This window comes from Gulosibacter macacae, assembly GCF_003865375.1.
GTDB lineage: Bacteria > Actinomycetota > Actinomycetes > Actinomycetales > Microbacteriaceae > Gulosibacter > Gulosibacter macacae.
The window spans coordinates 38,416-54,713 of the sequence record NZ_RQVS01000012.1; the positions used below are offsets into that span (position 1 = coordinate 38,416).

9 protein-coding genes are annotated in these 16,298 nt (G+C 65.6%); 4 read left to right on the plus strand and 5 right to left on the minus strand.

Annotated features, from left to right (window positions below; translation table 11 throughout):
• Position 1: 1 nt before the first annotated feature.
• Genes mnmA through EG850_RS10150 form a run of 3 tightly spaced genes read right to left on the minus strand, consistent with a single transcriptional unit; the run spans position 2 to position 4,318 of the window.
• A complete protein-coding gene (gene mnmA / locus EG850_RS10140; RefSeq protein WP_124973096.1) occupies positions 2–1,177 on the minus strand; it encodes a tRNA 2-thiouridine(34) synthase MnmA in 1,176 nt (391 codons plus the stop codon).
• A 43-nt stretch (positions 1,178–1,220) separates the two neighbouring features.
• Positions 1,221–3,095 (minus strand): ABC transporter ATP-binding protein, encoded by a 1,875-nt coding sequence (locus tag EG850_RS10145; RefSeq protein ID WP_124973214.1) that lies wholly within the window; start codon positions 3,093–3,095, stop codon positions 1,221–1,223.
• Between the two features lie 2 nt (positions 3,096–3,097).
• Positions 3,098–4,318, minus strand: a complete 1,221-nt coding sequence (locus EG850_RS10150; RefSeq protein WP_124973098.1) for a cysteine desulfurase family protein — start codon at positions 4,316–4,318, stop codon at positions 3,098–3,100.
• Between the two features lie 143 nt (positions 4,319–4,461).
• Here EG850_RS10150 and glgX point away from each other — a divergent pair, with 143 nt between their 5' ends.
• The 3 genes from glgX to glgB all read left to right on the plus strand — a co-directional run bounded on the left by glgX (position 4,462) and on the right by glgB (position 11,036).
• Complete coding sequence (glgX, locus tag EG850_RS10155; RefSeq protein ID WP_124973100.1) at positions 4,462–6,525, plus strand: glycogen debranching protein GlgX; 2,064 nt, start codon at positions 4,462–4,464, stop codon at positions 6,523–6,525.
• Positions 6,526–6,665: 140 nt separating this feature from the next.
• Complete coding sequence (locus EG850_RS10160; RefSeq protein WP_407920590.1) at positions 6,666–8,720, plus strand: alpha-1,4-glucan--maltose-1-phosphate maltosyltransferase; 2,055 nt, start codon at positions 6,666–6,668, stop codon at positions 8,718–8,720.
• Between the two features lie 39 nt (positions 8,721–8,759).
• Complete coding sequence (gene glgB / locus EG850_RS10165; RefSeq protein ID WP_124973102.1) at positions 8,760–11,036, plus strand: 1,4-alpha-glucan branching protein GlgB; 2,277 nt, start codon at positions 8,760–8,762, stop codon at positions 11,034–11,036.
• An 84-nt stretch (positions 11,037–11,120) separates the two neighbouring features.
• On the opposite strand, the gene EG850_RS10170 is transcribed toward glgB, so the two are convergent.
• Positions 11,121–12,059: a tetratricopeptide repeat protein gene (locus tag EG850_RS10170; RefSeq protein ID WP_124973104.1), complete on the minus strand. Its 939-nt coding sequence runs from the start codon at positions 12,057–12,059 to the stop codon at positions 11,121–11,123.
• On the minus strand, positions 12,052–14,328 hold the full coding sequence (locus EG850_RS10175; protein WP_124973106.1) for a hypothetical protein: 2,277 nt from the start codon (positions 14,326–14,328) through the stop codon (positions 12,052–12,054). Before EG850_RS10175 ends, EG850_RS10170 begins: the two co-directional genes overlap by 8 nt.
• Positions 14,329–14,579: 251 nt before the next feature.
• On the opposite strand from EG850_RS10175, the gene EG850_RS10180 reads away from it, so the two are divergent.
• Entirely contained in the window at positions 14,580–16,292 is a 1,713-nt protein-coding gene (locus tag EG850_RS10180) for a DivIVA domain-containing protein (RefSeq protein ID WP_185715028.1), read from the plus strand.
• Positions 16,293–16,298: the final 6 nt, after the last annotated feature.

Genomic DNA, 16,298 nt, shown 5'->3' on the forward strand with positions numbered 1-16,298 from the left:
CTCAGACTCCGTTCTGTGCTGCGGATGCGGCGCCAATGACCTCGGCGACCTCATCGGCGGCAACCGTGCGATCAATAGTGAAAGCGCCGACGACGCGGGTGCCGTCGTAGACAACTGCCGTCTGACCGGTGGCAACGCCAACGAGCGGCTCGTACACGGTCACCGCAACCTCAATGCCGGGCTCGCTCGCGTCAGGGCGGGTCGACGACTTGGCCGCGCGAATCTCGCAGCGCCCCAGCACCGGCTCGCCGTGCGCGCGCACCTGCACGAGGCAGTCGAATGAGTCGCTGTCGGGACGAGGCCCGGCCCAGGTAAAGCGCTGGCCGACGAGCTCGCCAATCGCGAGCGCCGACTTCGGCCCCACCACAACACGGTTCTCGGCCGCGTTGACCTCAAGCACGAATCGCGGTTCCCCGTCGGCCGCAGGTCGCCCAAGTCGCAGACCCTTGCGCTGGCCGACTGTGAAGGCAGTGGCGCCGTCGTGTTCGCCGAGCACTTCGCCCGCACGGTCGACGATGGGGCCCGGGCGCATCGGGATGCGGTCGCCGAGCCAGGTGCGCGTGTCGCCATCGGGGATGAAGCAGATGTCGTAGCTATCGGGCTTTGCCGCAGTCACGAAGCCACGTCGCTCGGCCTCAGCGCGCACCTCGGCCTTGTCGGCGTCAGCACCGAGCGGGAACCAGCAGTGCTTGAGCTGTTCGCCGGTGAGCACCCCGAGCACGTACGACTGGTCCTTCGCCGCTTCAGCACCGCGGTGAAGTTCGCGAGTGCCGTCGGGGCGATCGATAGTTGCCGCGTAGTGGCCGGTGACGACCGCGTCGAAGCCGAGGTCAAGCGCCTTATCGAGCAGCGCCGCGAACTTGATCTTCTCGTTGCAACGCAGGCAGGGGTTCGGTGTGCGGCCCTGGGCGTATTCGCTGATGAAGTCGTCGACGACGTCATCGCGGAAGCGCTCCGAAAAGTCCCACACATAGAACGGAATGTCGAGCGTGTCGCAGACCCGGCGCGCGTCAATGGCGTCTTCGATCGTGCAACATCCGCGCGAGCCCTCGCGCAGGGTGCCGCCCGCTCGCGAGAGCGCCAGATGAACGCCAACAACTTCGTGTCCGGCGTCGACGGCGCGGGCCGCGGCGACCGAAGAGTCGACGCCGCCGCTCATTGCTGCCAGCACCTTCATAGGAATCGATTCTACGAGGTGCCTCCGACATCGGGGCCGCGCCTCATTCCGCCGTCAGCGCATCCTGCTCGCGATAGAGCGCCGCGTAGGTGCCGCCGGCGGCGACAAGTTCGTCGTGACTGCCCTGCTCAACGATGTGTCCGCGGTCAAGCACGTAGATCCGATCGGCACCCCGAATCGTCGAGAGCCGGTGCGCAATGGCAATAACCGTGCGCCCCTCACGGGCCGCCTCGATAGCTCGCTGCACGTGGCGTTCACTCACGGTGTCGAGGGCGCTCGTCGCTTCGTCGAGGATGAGCACGGCCGGGTCGCGCAGGAGCACGCGCGCAATCGCGAGCCGCTGACGCTCACCGCCCGAAAGCCGCGTACCGCGCTCGCCCACGACAGTGTCATAGCCCTGCGGCAACGCAAGGATGCGTTCGTGGAGGTTCGCTGCCCGGCACGCCACTTCGAGCTCTTCCGCCGTCGCCTCAGGCTTCGCGAGCCGCAAGTTCGCGGCCACAGTGTCGTGCACGAGATACGACTCCTGGCTCACGACGCCGGTGTGCGCAACGATCGCATCGCGACGCAGCTCCCGCACATCATCGCCGGCAAAACGCACGGCACCGCCGGTGACGTCGTAAAGCCGAGTCGCGAGATAACCGACCGTGGTCTTGCCCGCACCCGAGGGCCCGACGAACGCGACAAACTCACCAGGGGCAACCCGGAAGTCAACGCCGTTGAGCGTTGGCGCCGCCGATTCCTGCGCGGTGGCATAGCGGAAGACGACGTCGTCGAACTCGACCTCGCCGAGGCGAGCGGTGTTCACTTCGCGGGCGTCAGGTGCATCCACGATGGTCGGGCGCAGGTCGAGGTATTCAAAGATGCGCGCGAACAGTGCTTTCGAGGTCTGAATGTCGAGGCCGGTGCGCATGAGACCGAGCAGCGGCCTGCGCACCTGCATGTTCATCGAGGTGAACGCGACGATCGTGCCGGCGGTGACCTCGACGCCACCGGTAATGAGGTAGCCGGCGATCACGTAGACGATGATCGGCACGAGCCCCATGAGCACGCCCACGGCTGAGAAGAACCACTGGCCGCGCATCGCGAGTTCGAGCTGCAAGCGCAGCTGGGTGAGGTTGGCCGCGCGATAGCGCTCAGTTTCGGCACCCTCACGGCCAATCGTCTTCGTGAGCAACACTCCCGACACCGACAGGCTCTCTTGGGTGATTGCGGTGAGATCAGCCAGCGAGCGCTGGGCACGGGTAGCGACGCGAGCCCGCACCTGGCCAACTCGGCGTTGCAAGACGAGTAGCGGCGGCAAGAACACCACCGAGAGAATCGCGAGTCGCCAATCGAGCACGAACATCGCGGCAATGGATGCGGCCGCCGTCACGATATTGCCGAGGATCGCGGTAAACGTTGAGCGCAGCGTCGTCGCAATGCCACCCACGTCGTTCTGCAGACGCGATTGCAATTCGCCAGTCTTGGTCGCAGTGAAGAAGGCGAGGTCCATGGCGAGGAGGCGCTCGAACATCTGTACGCGCAGATCGTTCGCGACCGAGTTACCGATCTTCGCGGTGATCCACGTTTGCAAGAGGTCAATCGAGGCGACGATGACGCTGACCGCGAGCATGGCGATCGCGAGCCACCAGAGCACCTCAAGATTCGGGCCCGAGCCATCCACGGGGAAGAGCCCACGGTCGAAGATCTGTTGCGTAAGGAGCGCTGGCGCGACCCCGAGTGCCGAGGTGATGACGACGAGCAGGCCCGCCACCGCGAGGAGGCCCTTGTAGGCACCAAAGAGGCTGGCGACTCGACGCCACAGGCCCGGGATCTCGGGAGCATCGGCGTTCGCATCGCGCACGGCCTGTTCATCCTGATAGATGCCCGCTCCACCGCGGCCGCCACCAGCGCCGCCACCGCGACCCATGCCCATACTCAAAGGCGCACCTCCCGATTTGATAGCCCGGCCTTCCGCGCCTGCGCGACCACCCCGGGCAAGGATGCATCAAGCGCAGCAAGTTCTTCCGCCGTCGTTTCGGCGCCCACCGTAAAGCGCAGGGCGCCGCGCGCCGTGGCTTCGTCGAGTCCGGTGGCGAGCAGTACGTGGCTCGGTTCGGGAATGCCGGCCTGGCAAGCCGAGCCGGTCGACGCCGAAACGCCCGCCATATCGAGGAGGAACAGCAGCGAGTCGCCCTGGCTCCCGGGGAAGGTGAAGTGGGCGTTGCCGGGAAGCCGCGCGGGCACCTCGGTACCGGCGTCATCGAGGATGGCGTCGGGATCGTCACCGCGCAGCTCCGCCTCGGGTGCGTGGTGGCGTACGAGCCACAACACCTCATCGCGAGCACGGCGTTGGCTCGCGGCTGCTTCTTCGGCGTGAGCGACCAGCTCATCAGCGACGGCCGCGAAGGCGAGCGCACCGACCACATCCTGGGTGCCGGAACGGAAACCGAGTTGCTGGCCGCCGCCGTGCAAGAGCGCCTCGGGCGAGGTGCCACGAGCCACCGCGAGCGCCCCGACGCCCACCGGCCCGCCCACCTTATGCGCCGAAACGCTGAGGGCGGCGACGCCAAGGTCGTGCAACGAAACCGGCAGCTGGCCGTAACTCGCCACCGCGTCAATGTGCACCGGCACACCCGCTGCCGCCGCGAGTTGCGCCACCGCGCGCACCGGTTGCACCGTGCCGATCTCATTGTTCGCATGCAAGAGCGTCACGAGCGCCACATCGGCCCCGCCGTCGCCAGCAAGCTCCTGCTCCAGAGCCGCGAGATCGACGCGACCCACCGCATCCACTGGGAGCCATGTCACCTGCGCACCCTGCCGGTCAACAAGCCAAGCCACCGCATCGAGCGTCGAGTGGTGTTCGGCGCGCGTGGTAAGGATGCGGGGGCGGGCGGCGTCGCGATTTCGCGCCCACCACAGTCCCTTAATCGCAAGATTGATTGATTCGGTGCCACCCGAGGTGAGCACCGTTTCGATTGCCTCGGCGCCGAGTGATGCGCCAATGCGCGCACGTGCGTCTTCGAGCGCGCGCCGGGCGCGCTGGCCGTGCGCGTGGATCGATGAGGGATTGCCGAGCCGATCGAGCGCGTCAACCAGCGCCGCGCGAGCGGCCGGATGCAGGGGCGCGGTGGCAGCGTGATCGAAGTAGGCAGGCATGACTCACATTGTCCCACCGGCACCTCGGCGCTAGAGTTCACTATCGTTCTTGGCGTAATTCGTTCACAGCACAATCCGCATGGTCTGACTCATACCCTCAGTAGACTCGTTGCGTCGCCATTCGCCGCCAACGGAGCAACTTCATGACCGCATCCACGACTCTCGACCTCGGCGTCATCGCCACGCCTGAAGGTCCGCGTCTGCGCGTGTGGAGCCGTCATGCCACGAGCATGACGCTCGTTCTTTTCGACGATGATGCCCCGGTTGCCACGCTGCCGATGGGCCGCGATGGCGATGTGTGGGAGGTGGCGACGCCCGAGTTGCACCCCGGCCGCCGCTACGCCCTGCGCGTTGACGGCCCGCAGGGTGGCCCGCACCGCTTTGATCCGACGCTCGACAGCCTCGACCCGTACGCCCGGCACATTGAGAACGTCGGCACGGCGGCCTCACCGCACTGGCTTTCGGTCGTGGTAGCCGACGAGCAGTTTGATTGGGGCACAGTGAGCGCGCCCGAGACGCCGCTGCGCGACACCGTCATTTATGAGGCGCATGTCAAAGGCCTCACACAGCTCGCACCCTTCGTGCCTGAGCATCTGCGCGGCACCTACGCCGGCCTCGCTTCGACCGAGATGATCGCGCACCTCAAGCGCCTCGGCATCACGGCCATTGAATTGCTCCCCGTGCACGCCTTTGACAGCGAGCGTCACCTGCGCGCGCAAGACATGACGAACTACTGGGGCTACAACACCCTCGGTTTCTTCGCTCCGCACGCCGCCTACGCGACCGAGGCTGCCCGCGCCGAGGGCCCGGAAGCCGTCGCCCGCGAGTTCAAGGGCATGGTGCGCCTCCTGCACGAAGCCGGCATCGAGGTCTATCTCGATGTGGTCTACAACCACACTGCCGATGAGGGCATCGACGCGCCGCCACGACTTTTCCGCGGCCTCGATAACGCGAGCTACTATCGCCACGACCTCAGCGGACGCCTGCTCGATGTGACCGGTTGCGGTAACTCGGTGGATGCATCGAAGCCGATCGTGCAGCAGCTCATTATTGACTCGCTGCGGTATTGGCACGAAGAGTTCGGCATCGACGGCTTCCGCTTCGATCTCGCTGTGACGCTCGGTCGGGATGCACATCACAGCTTCTCAACGCACCACCCGTTACTCACGGCCATCGCCAACGACGAACGCCTCGAGGGCGTCAAGATGATTGCTGAGCCGTGGGACGTCGGAGTTGGTGGTTGGCAGACCGGCCACTTTCCGCCCGGCTGGTCGGAATGGAACGACGAATACCGCGACCGTGTGCGCCGCTTCTGGGTCGAAAGCTTCGCGCAGGCCCGCATTACCGGACAGCACCGCGAGGGCGTCGGCAAACTCACGACCGCGATGGCGGGCTCGTCGAACCGATTCTCGGATGCTCGTGGTCCGATCGCCTCGGTGAACTTCGTCACCGCCCACGATGGCTTCACGATGCGCGACCTCGTGTCGTACAACGTGAAGCACAACCTGCTCAACGGCGAACTCAATCGCGACGGCACCGGCGAGAACCACTCGTACAACTTCGGCTTCGAGGGTGAAACGAGCGACGACCGCATCAATGCGTTGCGTCGACTCTCAACGCGCAACCTTGTGGGCACGCTCCTGCTTTCAGCCGGGGTGCCGATGCTCGTCGCGGGCGATGAGATCGCTCGTACTCAAGACGGCAATAACAACCCGTATAACCAGGACAACGAAACCGGCTGGGTGGACTGGAGCACCTTCGAATACCAGACGGCGCATTTCCATCACGTGCGACGCTTGCTCGAGATTCGCCACAACTATCCCGTGTTGCGACCGGTGCGCTACAACCACACCACCGAGATCATCGAAGGGGCCTCGCGGCTCGATTGGTTCGACGCGCTCGGCGGCTCGATGGATGAGTGGGAGTGGAACTCCCCCGCCACTCGGTCGGTGCAATACCTGGCTTCGACCCGCACCGAAGAAGGCGACATCATCCGCGTGCTCGTTGTCGTCCACGGAGTGGAAGACCCGGCGCCGTTCCGGTTGCCGAAGGTCGATGGCATCGAGTACTACCGCCTGCTGTGGGACTCGGCGGTGGAGCACATCGCTGAAATCGACACCGATGCCATGTCGCTCGTCGTACCCGGCCAGCGGATGCGGGTGACCGGACCGTCGATGCGCGTCTACGAGGTCATTGGCTCGGACTAGGTGGGCGGGTCTCGATCCGCTTCGCTACTCGACCAGCCAAAGTATGGGTGGTCGAGTAGGAGCGCAGCGACGGATCGAGACCAGTCGTCGCAACTGGACCAACCAGCACTTCGTCACTGCGAGTTGGTAGCGTCTGAAGAGTGACGACGACGACTCCCGCCTCGAACGCCCCAGTCCCCGCCGAGACCGCCGAGACCGGCTTCCCCGGGTCCGGCTATGCGCCCGTCTACGGCCGCATCCCGATCATGGATCTGCGTCCCCAGATCGCCGATCAGCTCTTCCAGACGAAGGCCTATGTCGGCGAAGTTGTGCCGTTCTCGTGCGTCGCTTTCCGCGAAGGCCACGACAAGATTGCCGTCGATCTCGTGCTCTCGTCGCCCGAGCGCATTGCCCAGCGCATCCGAATGAAGCCCGGTCGCCCCGGCCTCGATGAGTGGCGCGCGACCGCGCAACTCGCCATCGACGGTGAGTGGACCTGGCATGTCGAGGCCTTCGGCGATGACTTCGCGACCTGGCGCCACAACGCCGAGATCAAAGTGCCCGCCGGCATCGATGTCGAACTCATGCTCGAAGAGGGCGCCCGTGTACTCGACCGCGCCGCCGCCAATGCTCGCGACGCCGCCCGCACCCTGCTCGTCACCGCAGCCGAGAACGCCCGCAACTCCGCGAGTTCGACCCGAGAACGACTCAACGCCCTACTCGCCCCGCGCGTGCGTGATGAACTCGCCGCACGTCCGGTGCGTTCGATCATTACCCGCTCGCAGGATCGCACCATCCGAGTCGAGCGCCAGCGCGCCGGGTACGGCGCTTGGTACGAGTTCTTCCCCCGCTCGGAAGGTGCTGTGCGCGGCGCCGACGGCACCTGGACTTCAGGCAACTTCCGCACCGCGACCGAGCGCCTCGAAGGCGTCGCCGGCATGGGCTTCGATGTGCTCTACCTGCCGCCGATTCACCCCATCGGTGTCACCAACCGCAAGGGTCCGAACAACACGCTCGTGGCCAGCGACACCGACCCGGGTTCGCCCTGGGCCATCGGTGGCGAGGGCGGCGGTCACCAGGATGTGCACCCCGACCTTGGTACGGTCGAGGACTTCCAAGCCTTCCGCACTCGCGCCGCAGAACTCGGCCTCGAGATCGCGCTCGACCTCGCCCTCCAGGCGACGCCTGACCACCCGTGGGTGGCAGAGCATCCCGAGTGGTTCACCACGCTCGCCGACGGCACCATCGCCTATGCCGAGAACCCGCCAAAGAAATACCAGGACATCTACCCGGTCAACTTCGACAACGACCGCAATGGCTTCTACAGCGAGGTGCTCGAGGTCGTCGAATACTGGGTTGGTCTCGGCGTAAAGATTTTCCGCGTCGACAACCCGCACACAAAGCCCCTGCAGTTCTGGGAGTGGCTCATTCATGAGGTCAACGCGAAGCACCCCGAGGTGATCTTCCTTGCCGAAGCGTTCACGCGCCCGGCCGTGATGCAATCGCTCGCGAAGGCTGGCTTCCACCAGTCGTACTCGTACTTCACCTGGCGCAACACCCGCGAAGAGCTCGAAGAGTTCCTCACTTCGATCTCGCACGACACGAGCGATTTCATGCGCCCGAACCTCTTCGTGAACACCCCCGACATCCTCACCGAATACCTGCAGCACGGTGGCCGCCCCGCCTATGAGGCGCGCGCCGTGATCGCCGCGATGGCGAGCCCGCTCTGGGGCATGTACGCCGGGTTCGAGCTCATCGAGAACGTCGCCCGGCCGGGATCAGAGGAGAACATCGACAACGAAAAGTACGAGTACAAGCAGCGCGATTGGGCAGGTGAAGAAGCCGCTGGCACCTCGATTGCCCCGCTCATCCGCCGTCTCAATGAGATTCGCCGGGCGCACCCAGCGCTCGCACAATTGCGCAACTTCGAAGTGCAATCGGCCGATAACCCGAACCTGCTCGCGTTCTCGAAGCATCTCGCCGCTGACTACACCTCGACTGGCATCACCGACACCATCGTCGTCGTCGTCAATCTCGACCCAGTCAACACGCACGAGGCGACTCTGCACCTCGACGTCACCAAGTTCGGGATGCAACCGGGCGCCGGTTTCCAGGTAGAAGAGTTGCTCACCGGCGAGATCTGGGATTGGTCGGGATCGAACTACGTTCGACTCGCACCTGGGCAGTCTCACGTCGTCAGCGTGCGACACAGCTAGTTCCGAGTAGCCTCGCGAGACCACGAAGAGAGGATGCCCATGTTTGCGCATGACGCCACCGCGCCGAACGAACCAGGCGGGCCGAGCCAATCGGGCGAGCCGATCCAGCCGACTGAGCCTGCCGCACAGGTTCCCGAGCGCCGGATTTCGCTCATCCCCGATGGCGAATTGCTTGCCATCGCCGAAGGCCGCCACGGAAATCCGCACGGCGTGCTCGGACAGCATCCTGACCCCACGCGCATCGATCTTGTCACCGTGCGCGCGCGTCGTCCGCTCGCGAAGTCCGTGGCCGTAGTGCTCGGCTCGACCGGACGCCGCGTCGAACTTGAGCACGTGGGCTTCGGTGTCTGGGAGGCCGAGCACGAGTTCGGGCTCGACGACTACCAGATCGAAACCACGTACGACGACGGCGTGCCGCACCTCGCCGATGACCCCTACCGGTTCACGCCCTCGATTGGCGAGATGGACCTCTACCTCATCGGTGAGGGTCGCCACGAGCGGCTGTGGGATGTTCTCGGTGCCCATGTGCGTGAGCACTGGGGCACGAAGCAGCTCGCCAACGGCACCTCGTTCGCGGTGTGGGCACCGCACGCTCAGGCCGTGCGCGTGACCGGCTCATTCAATAACTGGGATGGGTCGCAGCACGCCATGCGCAAACTCGGCGACCTCGGCGTCTGGGAGCTGTTCATCCCCGGCGTCGGCGCGCACGAGACCTACAAGTTCCAGATCTTCACCTGGGGCAACGAATGGCTCGACAAGGCCGACCCAATGGCCCGTCACGCCGAGCGTCCGCCGCACACTGCCTCGGTGGTGCCGGCGCCGTCTGCCCACGAGTGGGGCGACGACGAGTGGCTCGCCAAGCGTGCTTCGTCAGATCCGCACAACGGCCCGATGAGCGTGTACGAGTTGCACGCCATGTCGTGGCGTCCGGGGCTCGGCTACCGCGAACTCGCGGATGAACTCATCCCCTATCTCGACGAGATGGGCTTCACGCACGTCGAGTTCATGCCGCTGGCCGAGCATCCCTTCGGCGGTTCGTGGGGCTACCAGGTGACCGGCTACTACGCGCCCACCTCGCGCCTCGGCTCGCCCGATGACCTGCGTTACCTCATCGACCGGCTGCATCAGGCCGGCTACGGCGTGATCATGGACTGGGTGCCGGGTCACTTCCCGAAAGACTCTTTCGGCCTCGCGAAGTTCGACGGTCAGGCCCTCTACGAACACCCCGACCCGCGCCTCGGCGAACAGTCGGATTGGGGCACGCTCGTCTTCGATTTCGGCAACTCGCAGGTGCGCAACTTCCTCGTGGCGAACGCGCTCTACTGGCTCGAAGAGTTCCACATTGACGGGCTGCGCGTCGACGCGGTTGCCTCGATGATCTACCGCGACTACTCGCGCGATGAGTGGATTCCGAACCGCGACGGTGGCCGCGAGTACTACGAGGCCATCGACTTCCTCAAAGAGGTCAACGGCACCGCCTACAAGCTCTACCCCGGCATCGTCATGATCGCGGAGGAATCAACGAGCTTCCCCGGCATCACGCGCCCCACCGATTGGGGCGGCATGGGCTTCGGTTTGAAGTGGAACATGGGTTGGATGAACGACAACCTGCGCTACTTCGCGAAGGACCCGATCTACCGCCGCTACCACCACGGCGAACTCACCTTCTCGTTCGTCTACGTGTGGAGCGAGCAGTTCATGCTGCCGATTTCGCACGATGAGGTCGTGCACGGCAAGGGGTCGATGTTCGACAAGATGCCGGGCGACGACTGGCAGAAGGCCGCCAACCTGCGCCTGTTCTACAGCTACCAATGGGGCCACCCGGGCAAGCAACTGCTGTTCATGGGCCAAGAATTCGGTCAGCCCTCCGAATGGAACGAAAACAAGGGGCTCGACTGGTGGCTGCTTGAGAACCCGACGTTCTCGGGCGTGCAACGCTACGTGGCTGAGCTCAACAAGCTCTACCGTGAGCATCCCGCGCTTTGGGAGCTCGATCACGAACCCGGCGGGATGCAGTGGATCTCGGGCGAGGATGCAGACAATAGCCTCCTCGCGTTCCTCCGCCGCGATCGCTCCGGTGGCGAGCTTGCCTGCATCTTCAATTTCTCGAATCAGGCGCTCGAGGGTTACCGCATTGGCCTGCCGGCCGGGGGCGAATGGGTCGAGGCGCTCAACTCCGACGACCTCTGGTTTGGCGGTTCGGGCATCATGAACGGCCAGGTCACTGCCGATGGCGAGCCGATGCATGGCTTCGCGCAATCGGTGACCCTGCGGGTGCCGCCGCTCGGTGCGGTCTTCCTGCGCCGCGCGAACTAGTTCGCGTAACGCTCGCTGAGGTTCTCGAAGCACCGAAGGTGGTGCGACGAGAACCTCAGGGCGTGCGGCTGGTCTCTGGACTGACTACGCGAACAGCAAGCTCGTGAGGCGCTGGCGCGCGCGCTTGACTCGTGCATCCTCGGCGCCGACAACATCGAAGAGTTCGAGCAGACGGTCACGCACGGCGCTCTTCCCCTCGTCGTCGAGCTTCGGGTAGAGGTTCAGCAGGCGCGAGAAGGCGTCGTCGACATGGCCACCCGAGAGGTCGAGGTCGGCAACATCGAATTGGGCGTCGAGGTCGTCGGGTGCCTCAGCGCCACGCTCGCGCACTTCGGCAAGCGTCTTGCCCTGGAGTCGGCCGAGCAGGTTGACCTGCGCGAGGCCAACCTTGGCGAGGTCGTCAGCGGGTGCCTCGGTGAGCGCCTGCTCGTAGTACTTCTTTGCCGCGGCGTAGTCGCCAAGGGCGAGCGCTTCCTGCGCGGCCTGGTGCAGCGGCGGCAGCGGGGGTTCGCTCGGCGCTTCGGCCTCGGCTCCACCCACCTCAACAAAGCCGTCGAGCCCCCGGGAAGCCGCGGCTTGGAGCAACTCATTGATCACCTGAACGATCTGCTCCCGCGGTGGGTTACCGCTGAACAGCGGCATTGGCTGACCGCCGAAGAGCGCAATGACCTGCGGCTGGCTGCCGAGCTGCGAGTGCGCGTCGAGGTCAAGGCGCAGGAGCAACAGGCGCCCGCCTGCCTCGCGCACGATGCTCTCGAGCACCGGTGAGAGTTCGCGCGATTCGTGCGACCACGAGGCGTGCATCTCAACGAGCACGGGCATCCGAGTAGAAAGCCGCGCAAACTCGTCGAGCTCCTGCTCGCCGCCGCTGATGACCACATCATCGACCTGCGCGAGCGGCGCCGCGTTCGTTGCCGGGGCACCGGGAGCGGCGCCGGCCGCATCCGGTTGGTTCGCGGCGAGACCGCTCAGGTCAACCGCGCCGCCCTGCGCTGCCGGATAGTTCGTCGTTTCGTCAGCCATTAACGCCCGCCTCTTCCTTAGTCAGTTCGCGCGCCGAGGTCATTGCCTGGGATGCGCCAAGAAATTGGATCTTCGCCCCCGACGATGCCGGCGGCACGTAGAACAGCACCTGGTCGGTGTAGACCCGCTCGAAACCGTACTGCGAGGTGCTGAGACCCGACAGTGCGGCGGTGCGACCCGCCACCGAGATGCGCGAGCGGTCGCTGACCGCCTTGAGCATCTCGGACTCGGTAATCGACACCGCGATGATCGCGCCGCCCTCGAGCGAGGCAACACCCGTGGCCGCGGTGTCGGAAGCCGCGTAGGCAAATGCGAGCGTCGCGACCTGCGGGTCGAGCTTCGCCGCCTCGGCATCGCGATAGGCCTGATTCACCTGCTCGCGCAGGGTGTCATTTTCGGCACTGAACTTGTCGGCGAACTCCGACGTCGCACCCTTCGCGATGATGTCGGCGTAGGCCGCCGCGACCTCATCGGGGCTCATGGCGAGGTTGGCTGCGACCGACTCGAGGCTCCCGGCACCGATTTCGGCAGGCGGTGCGTCGGGCAGGCTCACGCCAGGGCTGAGTTGCACGAGCGAAACGACGAGGTAGGGGTCGCGTGGCCCGGTCTGCTCGAGCGTCACGGCAAACGGCGCGGTCGACGCGGAGGCATCGGTCGAGGCGTTGACGACCGTGAACACTGTGCGCGGCCAACCATCGGTCGCCTCTGGCACGACATAGACAGCCTCACCGGCTGGGAAAGGCACGGCCCCGGGGAGCGCCGCGTCAGCCTTCGTCGCGGCGTACATTGCGGTGCGTTCGGCGAGCGCGTCACCACCAAAGCGTGGTTCGAGCAAGGATGCATCGAGGGCCGCGTCTGCCTCACCCGCGAGCTGCCCGGCGTCGGCAAGAATCTCGTTGATTTTGTCGGCACTGAGCACCGGAAGCGAGCCGCCTTCTTCGAGGATGGCGGCATCGGCGGTCGATGTTGGGGTGCCGGTCGGGGCGACATCGGCACCGGTCCAGGCCGAAGGCCAGTATTGCGGAGCACAGCCGGCGAGGGTGAGCGCCGCCACCAAGGCGATGGGGGCGACAAAGAACGATTGTCGTGGTGCGCTCGAGCGGTTGCGTCCGCGTGGGCGGCGCCACTTCGAGTCGTCGTCAGCGTCGCTGGCGGCGTGCTCGGGTTCTTGCGATTCAGGCGTCGCTGGCACGGGTGCCTCCACGGGCTCGGCTGGCACTGGCTGGGCTTCTGCAAGCTCGGCGAAGGCTGCTTCGGATGCGGCTGGTGCAGCTTCTTCGTGGTCGGGCTCGGCAAGCTCGGGCTCCGCAAACTCGGGCTCTGCGAATTCAGCCTGTTCCGGCACCGGTGCGCTCGTCACTGCCTGCGAACCAACCAGTGGCGGCAGCGTGATCGTGTCGGTGTGCAGCGGCTCATCGTCGTCGGACACCGGCTCGAACGGCGTCGTGACATCGAGTTCGTTGGCCTGCTCAAGCTCGCGCTCAAGCGCCTCAATATCAATCGCGGGTTCGGTTTCTTCCGCCGGCGTCCAATTCACAACCGACCACTGGGCAGTCTCGCCCTCGGCAACGTTCGCGTCGGCCGCGGCCACCACATCCGCGTCGAGCGGTTCGGCAACCTTCGGCAGTTCCGGCGGCAGCAGCTCGGCGTCGCGGCGTAGACGGCGCCGGTGCACGATCGACCAGGCCATGAGGAGTGCGGCAATCACGAGCATGAGCCCGCCGCCAACAAGCAGTGGGCCTGACCACGGCGCATAGCCACCGTGGGGCCAGGTGATTGCAAGGCTTGTCGGGGCTGGCTGGGTGCCATCGCTACCGATCAGCATGGAGTAGCCGGGCGCCACGACGGCGTCGAATTCGAGGGAGCCTTCGCCGCGCTGCACCTCGAGCCAGAGGTCGCCGCTTTCGAGCGCTGGTGCCGTGTCTTCGGTGCCGGCCGTGGTGAAGCTCAGCGGTTCGGTGCTACCACCCTGGCGTTCGGCAGTTTCGACGGCGACCACATCGTGCTTCGTGTCACCAACCCACGCAGTGACGTCACCGGTGCGACCAACTACGGCGACGATCGGGCCATCGCCCTCGATACGTACTCGCTGCGAACCGGCGTGTGCCGCGAGCACCGAGTCGCTTGCGACGAGCAGCGGTGCGCCGGAGGTCGTGGTGCCCGAAGCGGTGATCGTGGTCACCTTGCTTGCCTCGGCGAATTGCACTCCGCCAACAACGAGCATGACGATGCCAGCGACTGCTGCGAGCACGGAGAGGATGAGTCGCACGAATTCTCCTTGTGGCTGGGCCCGCCGAGACAACGACACCGAGGGGTCTTGGCTCAGGCGCGGGGTTACCCCTACGAAAATCGGGAAAGTCTCGGACACGAGAGTTTACCCCAGCGTCACTTTCATAACCTTGTCGGCATCTGGATGCGACTCCCGCCAGTCAGCCGGGAATGCTCGGCTGGCCGGGCTTAGACTGCCAAGAGCCATGCGCTTATGCGTGCCGTTTCATCGCACCGGAGGTCCCCACACCCGTGGACAACTTCAACTTCACCACGACCATGCGCGGTTACAGCCGTGAAGAAGTCGACGAAGCGATTGCGCAGCTGCGTCGACGAGAGCACGAGGCGCTGCAGGGGCGGGATGAAGCTCGGCGCGAAGCCGAAAAGCAGCGCGATCGGGTGTTGCAGCTTGAGCGCGAGCTTGGTGAGTCCGACTCCCCCACCTACGCCGGCCTTGGCACGAAGCTTGCCGGGACCCTCGCGACCGCCGAGGAGCAGGCCGCCCGGCTTGTGAGCGACGCAAAGCGTGAAGCTGACGCCATCCTCGCCGAAGCGCAACAGGATGCGCTCAAGGTGCGCGAAGATGCGAACGACTACGCCGAACGCGTCACCTCAGAGGCAGACCTTTCAGCCCGCCGCATCGCCAGCGAGGCGCAGTCAACCGCCGATCAGCTTGTCGAAAACGCCCAGCAGGAGGCGGAACTCACCCGTCTCAACCAAGAGCGTGAGATCGATTCGGTCAAGGACCAGATCACCGCCGAGTTGCGGGAAAAGCGGCACGCCACCGATCGCGAAATCGCCGCTCTGCGCGCTTCGACCAACGAAGACCTTGCCCGCGCCCGTCAGACCCACGAGCAAGAGCTTGCGGATGCGCTGGCCGCGCTTACCGAGCAGCAGCGCGTATTTGAGGCGGAGCGCCTCGACATCACCCGTCAGCTCGCTGAAGACCGGGAGAAGTTCGAGCGCGAGATCGTCGAGCGTCGTGCCGACCTCGAACGCGATATGGGTGAACGCCGCACCGAGCAGGAGCAGGCGCTCGGGCTGGCGTCGACGAAATTCGACCGTGAAACCAACGACGCTCGCGAGGCGCTCAATGCCGAGGTCGCGCGCCGCCGCAGTGAGCTCGAGACCGAGCTTGCCGCTGCTCGCGCCCAGCACGAGCGCGACATCACTTCCGCTCGCGAGGCCGCGGAGCGTGAGGTTGCAGAACTTCGCGCCACGACCGAGATCGAACTCGCCGAGCTTCGCGGGAGCGAGGATCGCGACCTCACGAGCACTCGCCAGCGCGTCTCAGCCGAGCTTGCCGAACTGCGCGAGCGCACGCTGCGTGAGCTTGCCGAGGCCCGCAGCGGTCAAGAGGTTGAACTCACGGCCAAGCGCAATGAGTTTGAGCAGCAGCTCGTGTCGGCCGGCCGGAACGCCGAGGCTGCCGCGAAGCGCATGATTGACGAGGCCACCGAGCAACTCGCCGACCTCAACCAGCGCAGCGAACAGGTTCGCCGTGAGTCGGGCCGGGTGGCCGCCGATGCGCGCAAGCGCGCGCAGGAGACCATCCAGGCCGCCGAGCGTCAGGCCGCGAACCTCTTGGAAAACTCGAACCGCCAGGCGCGCGAGCGAGCCCGCGAGCTTGAGGACCGCGCGCGCAATGAGACAGCGCAGGCCGAGCGCCGCCTCGTTGAGATTCGGGATGAGCGCGATCAGATCGCGGGCTACCTCGAGCAGATGCGCACGGTGTTCCAGCAGCTCAATCTTCCGGCCCCCGCGTTCACCGAACCGAGTGCCGCGACAGCGTCGAGCGACGCAGAGGAATCGGATGCCACTGCATCCGAAGCCATCGAGGCCGACGCAAGCGACGCCACCACTCGCAACGGCGTCGCGGCGCAGGACGACGCCGACGAGCAGCTCGTCAGCGATGACGAGGGCGCCGTTGACGGCGGTGCCGCTGAAGAACGTGCCAAGGCGTAGCCGCCC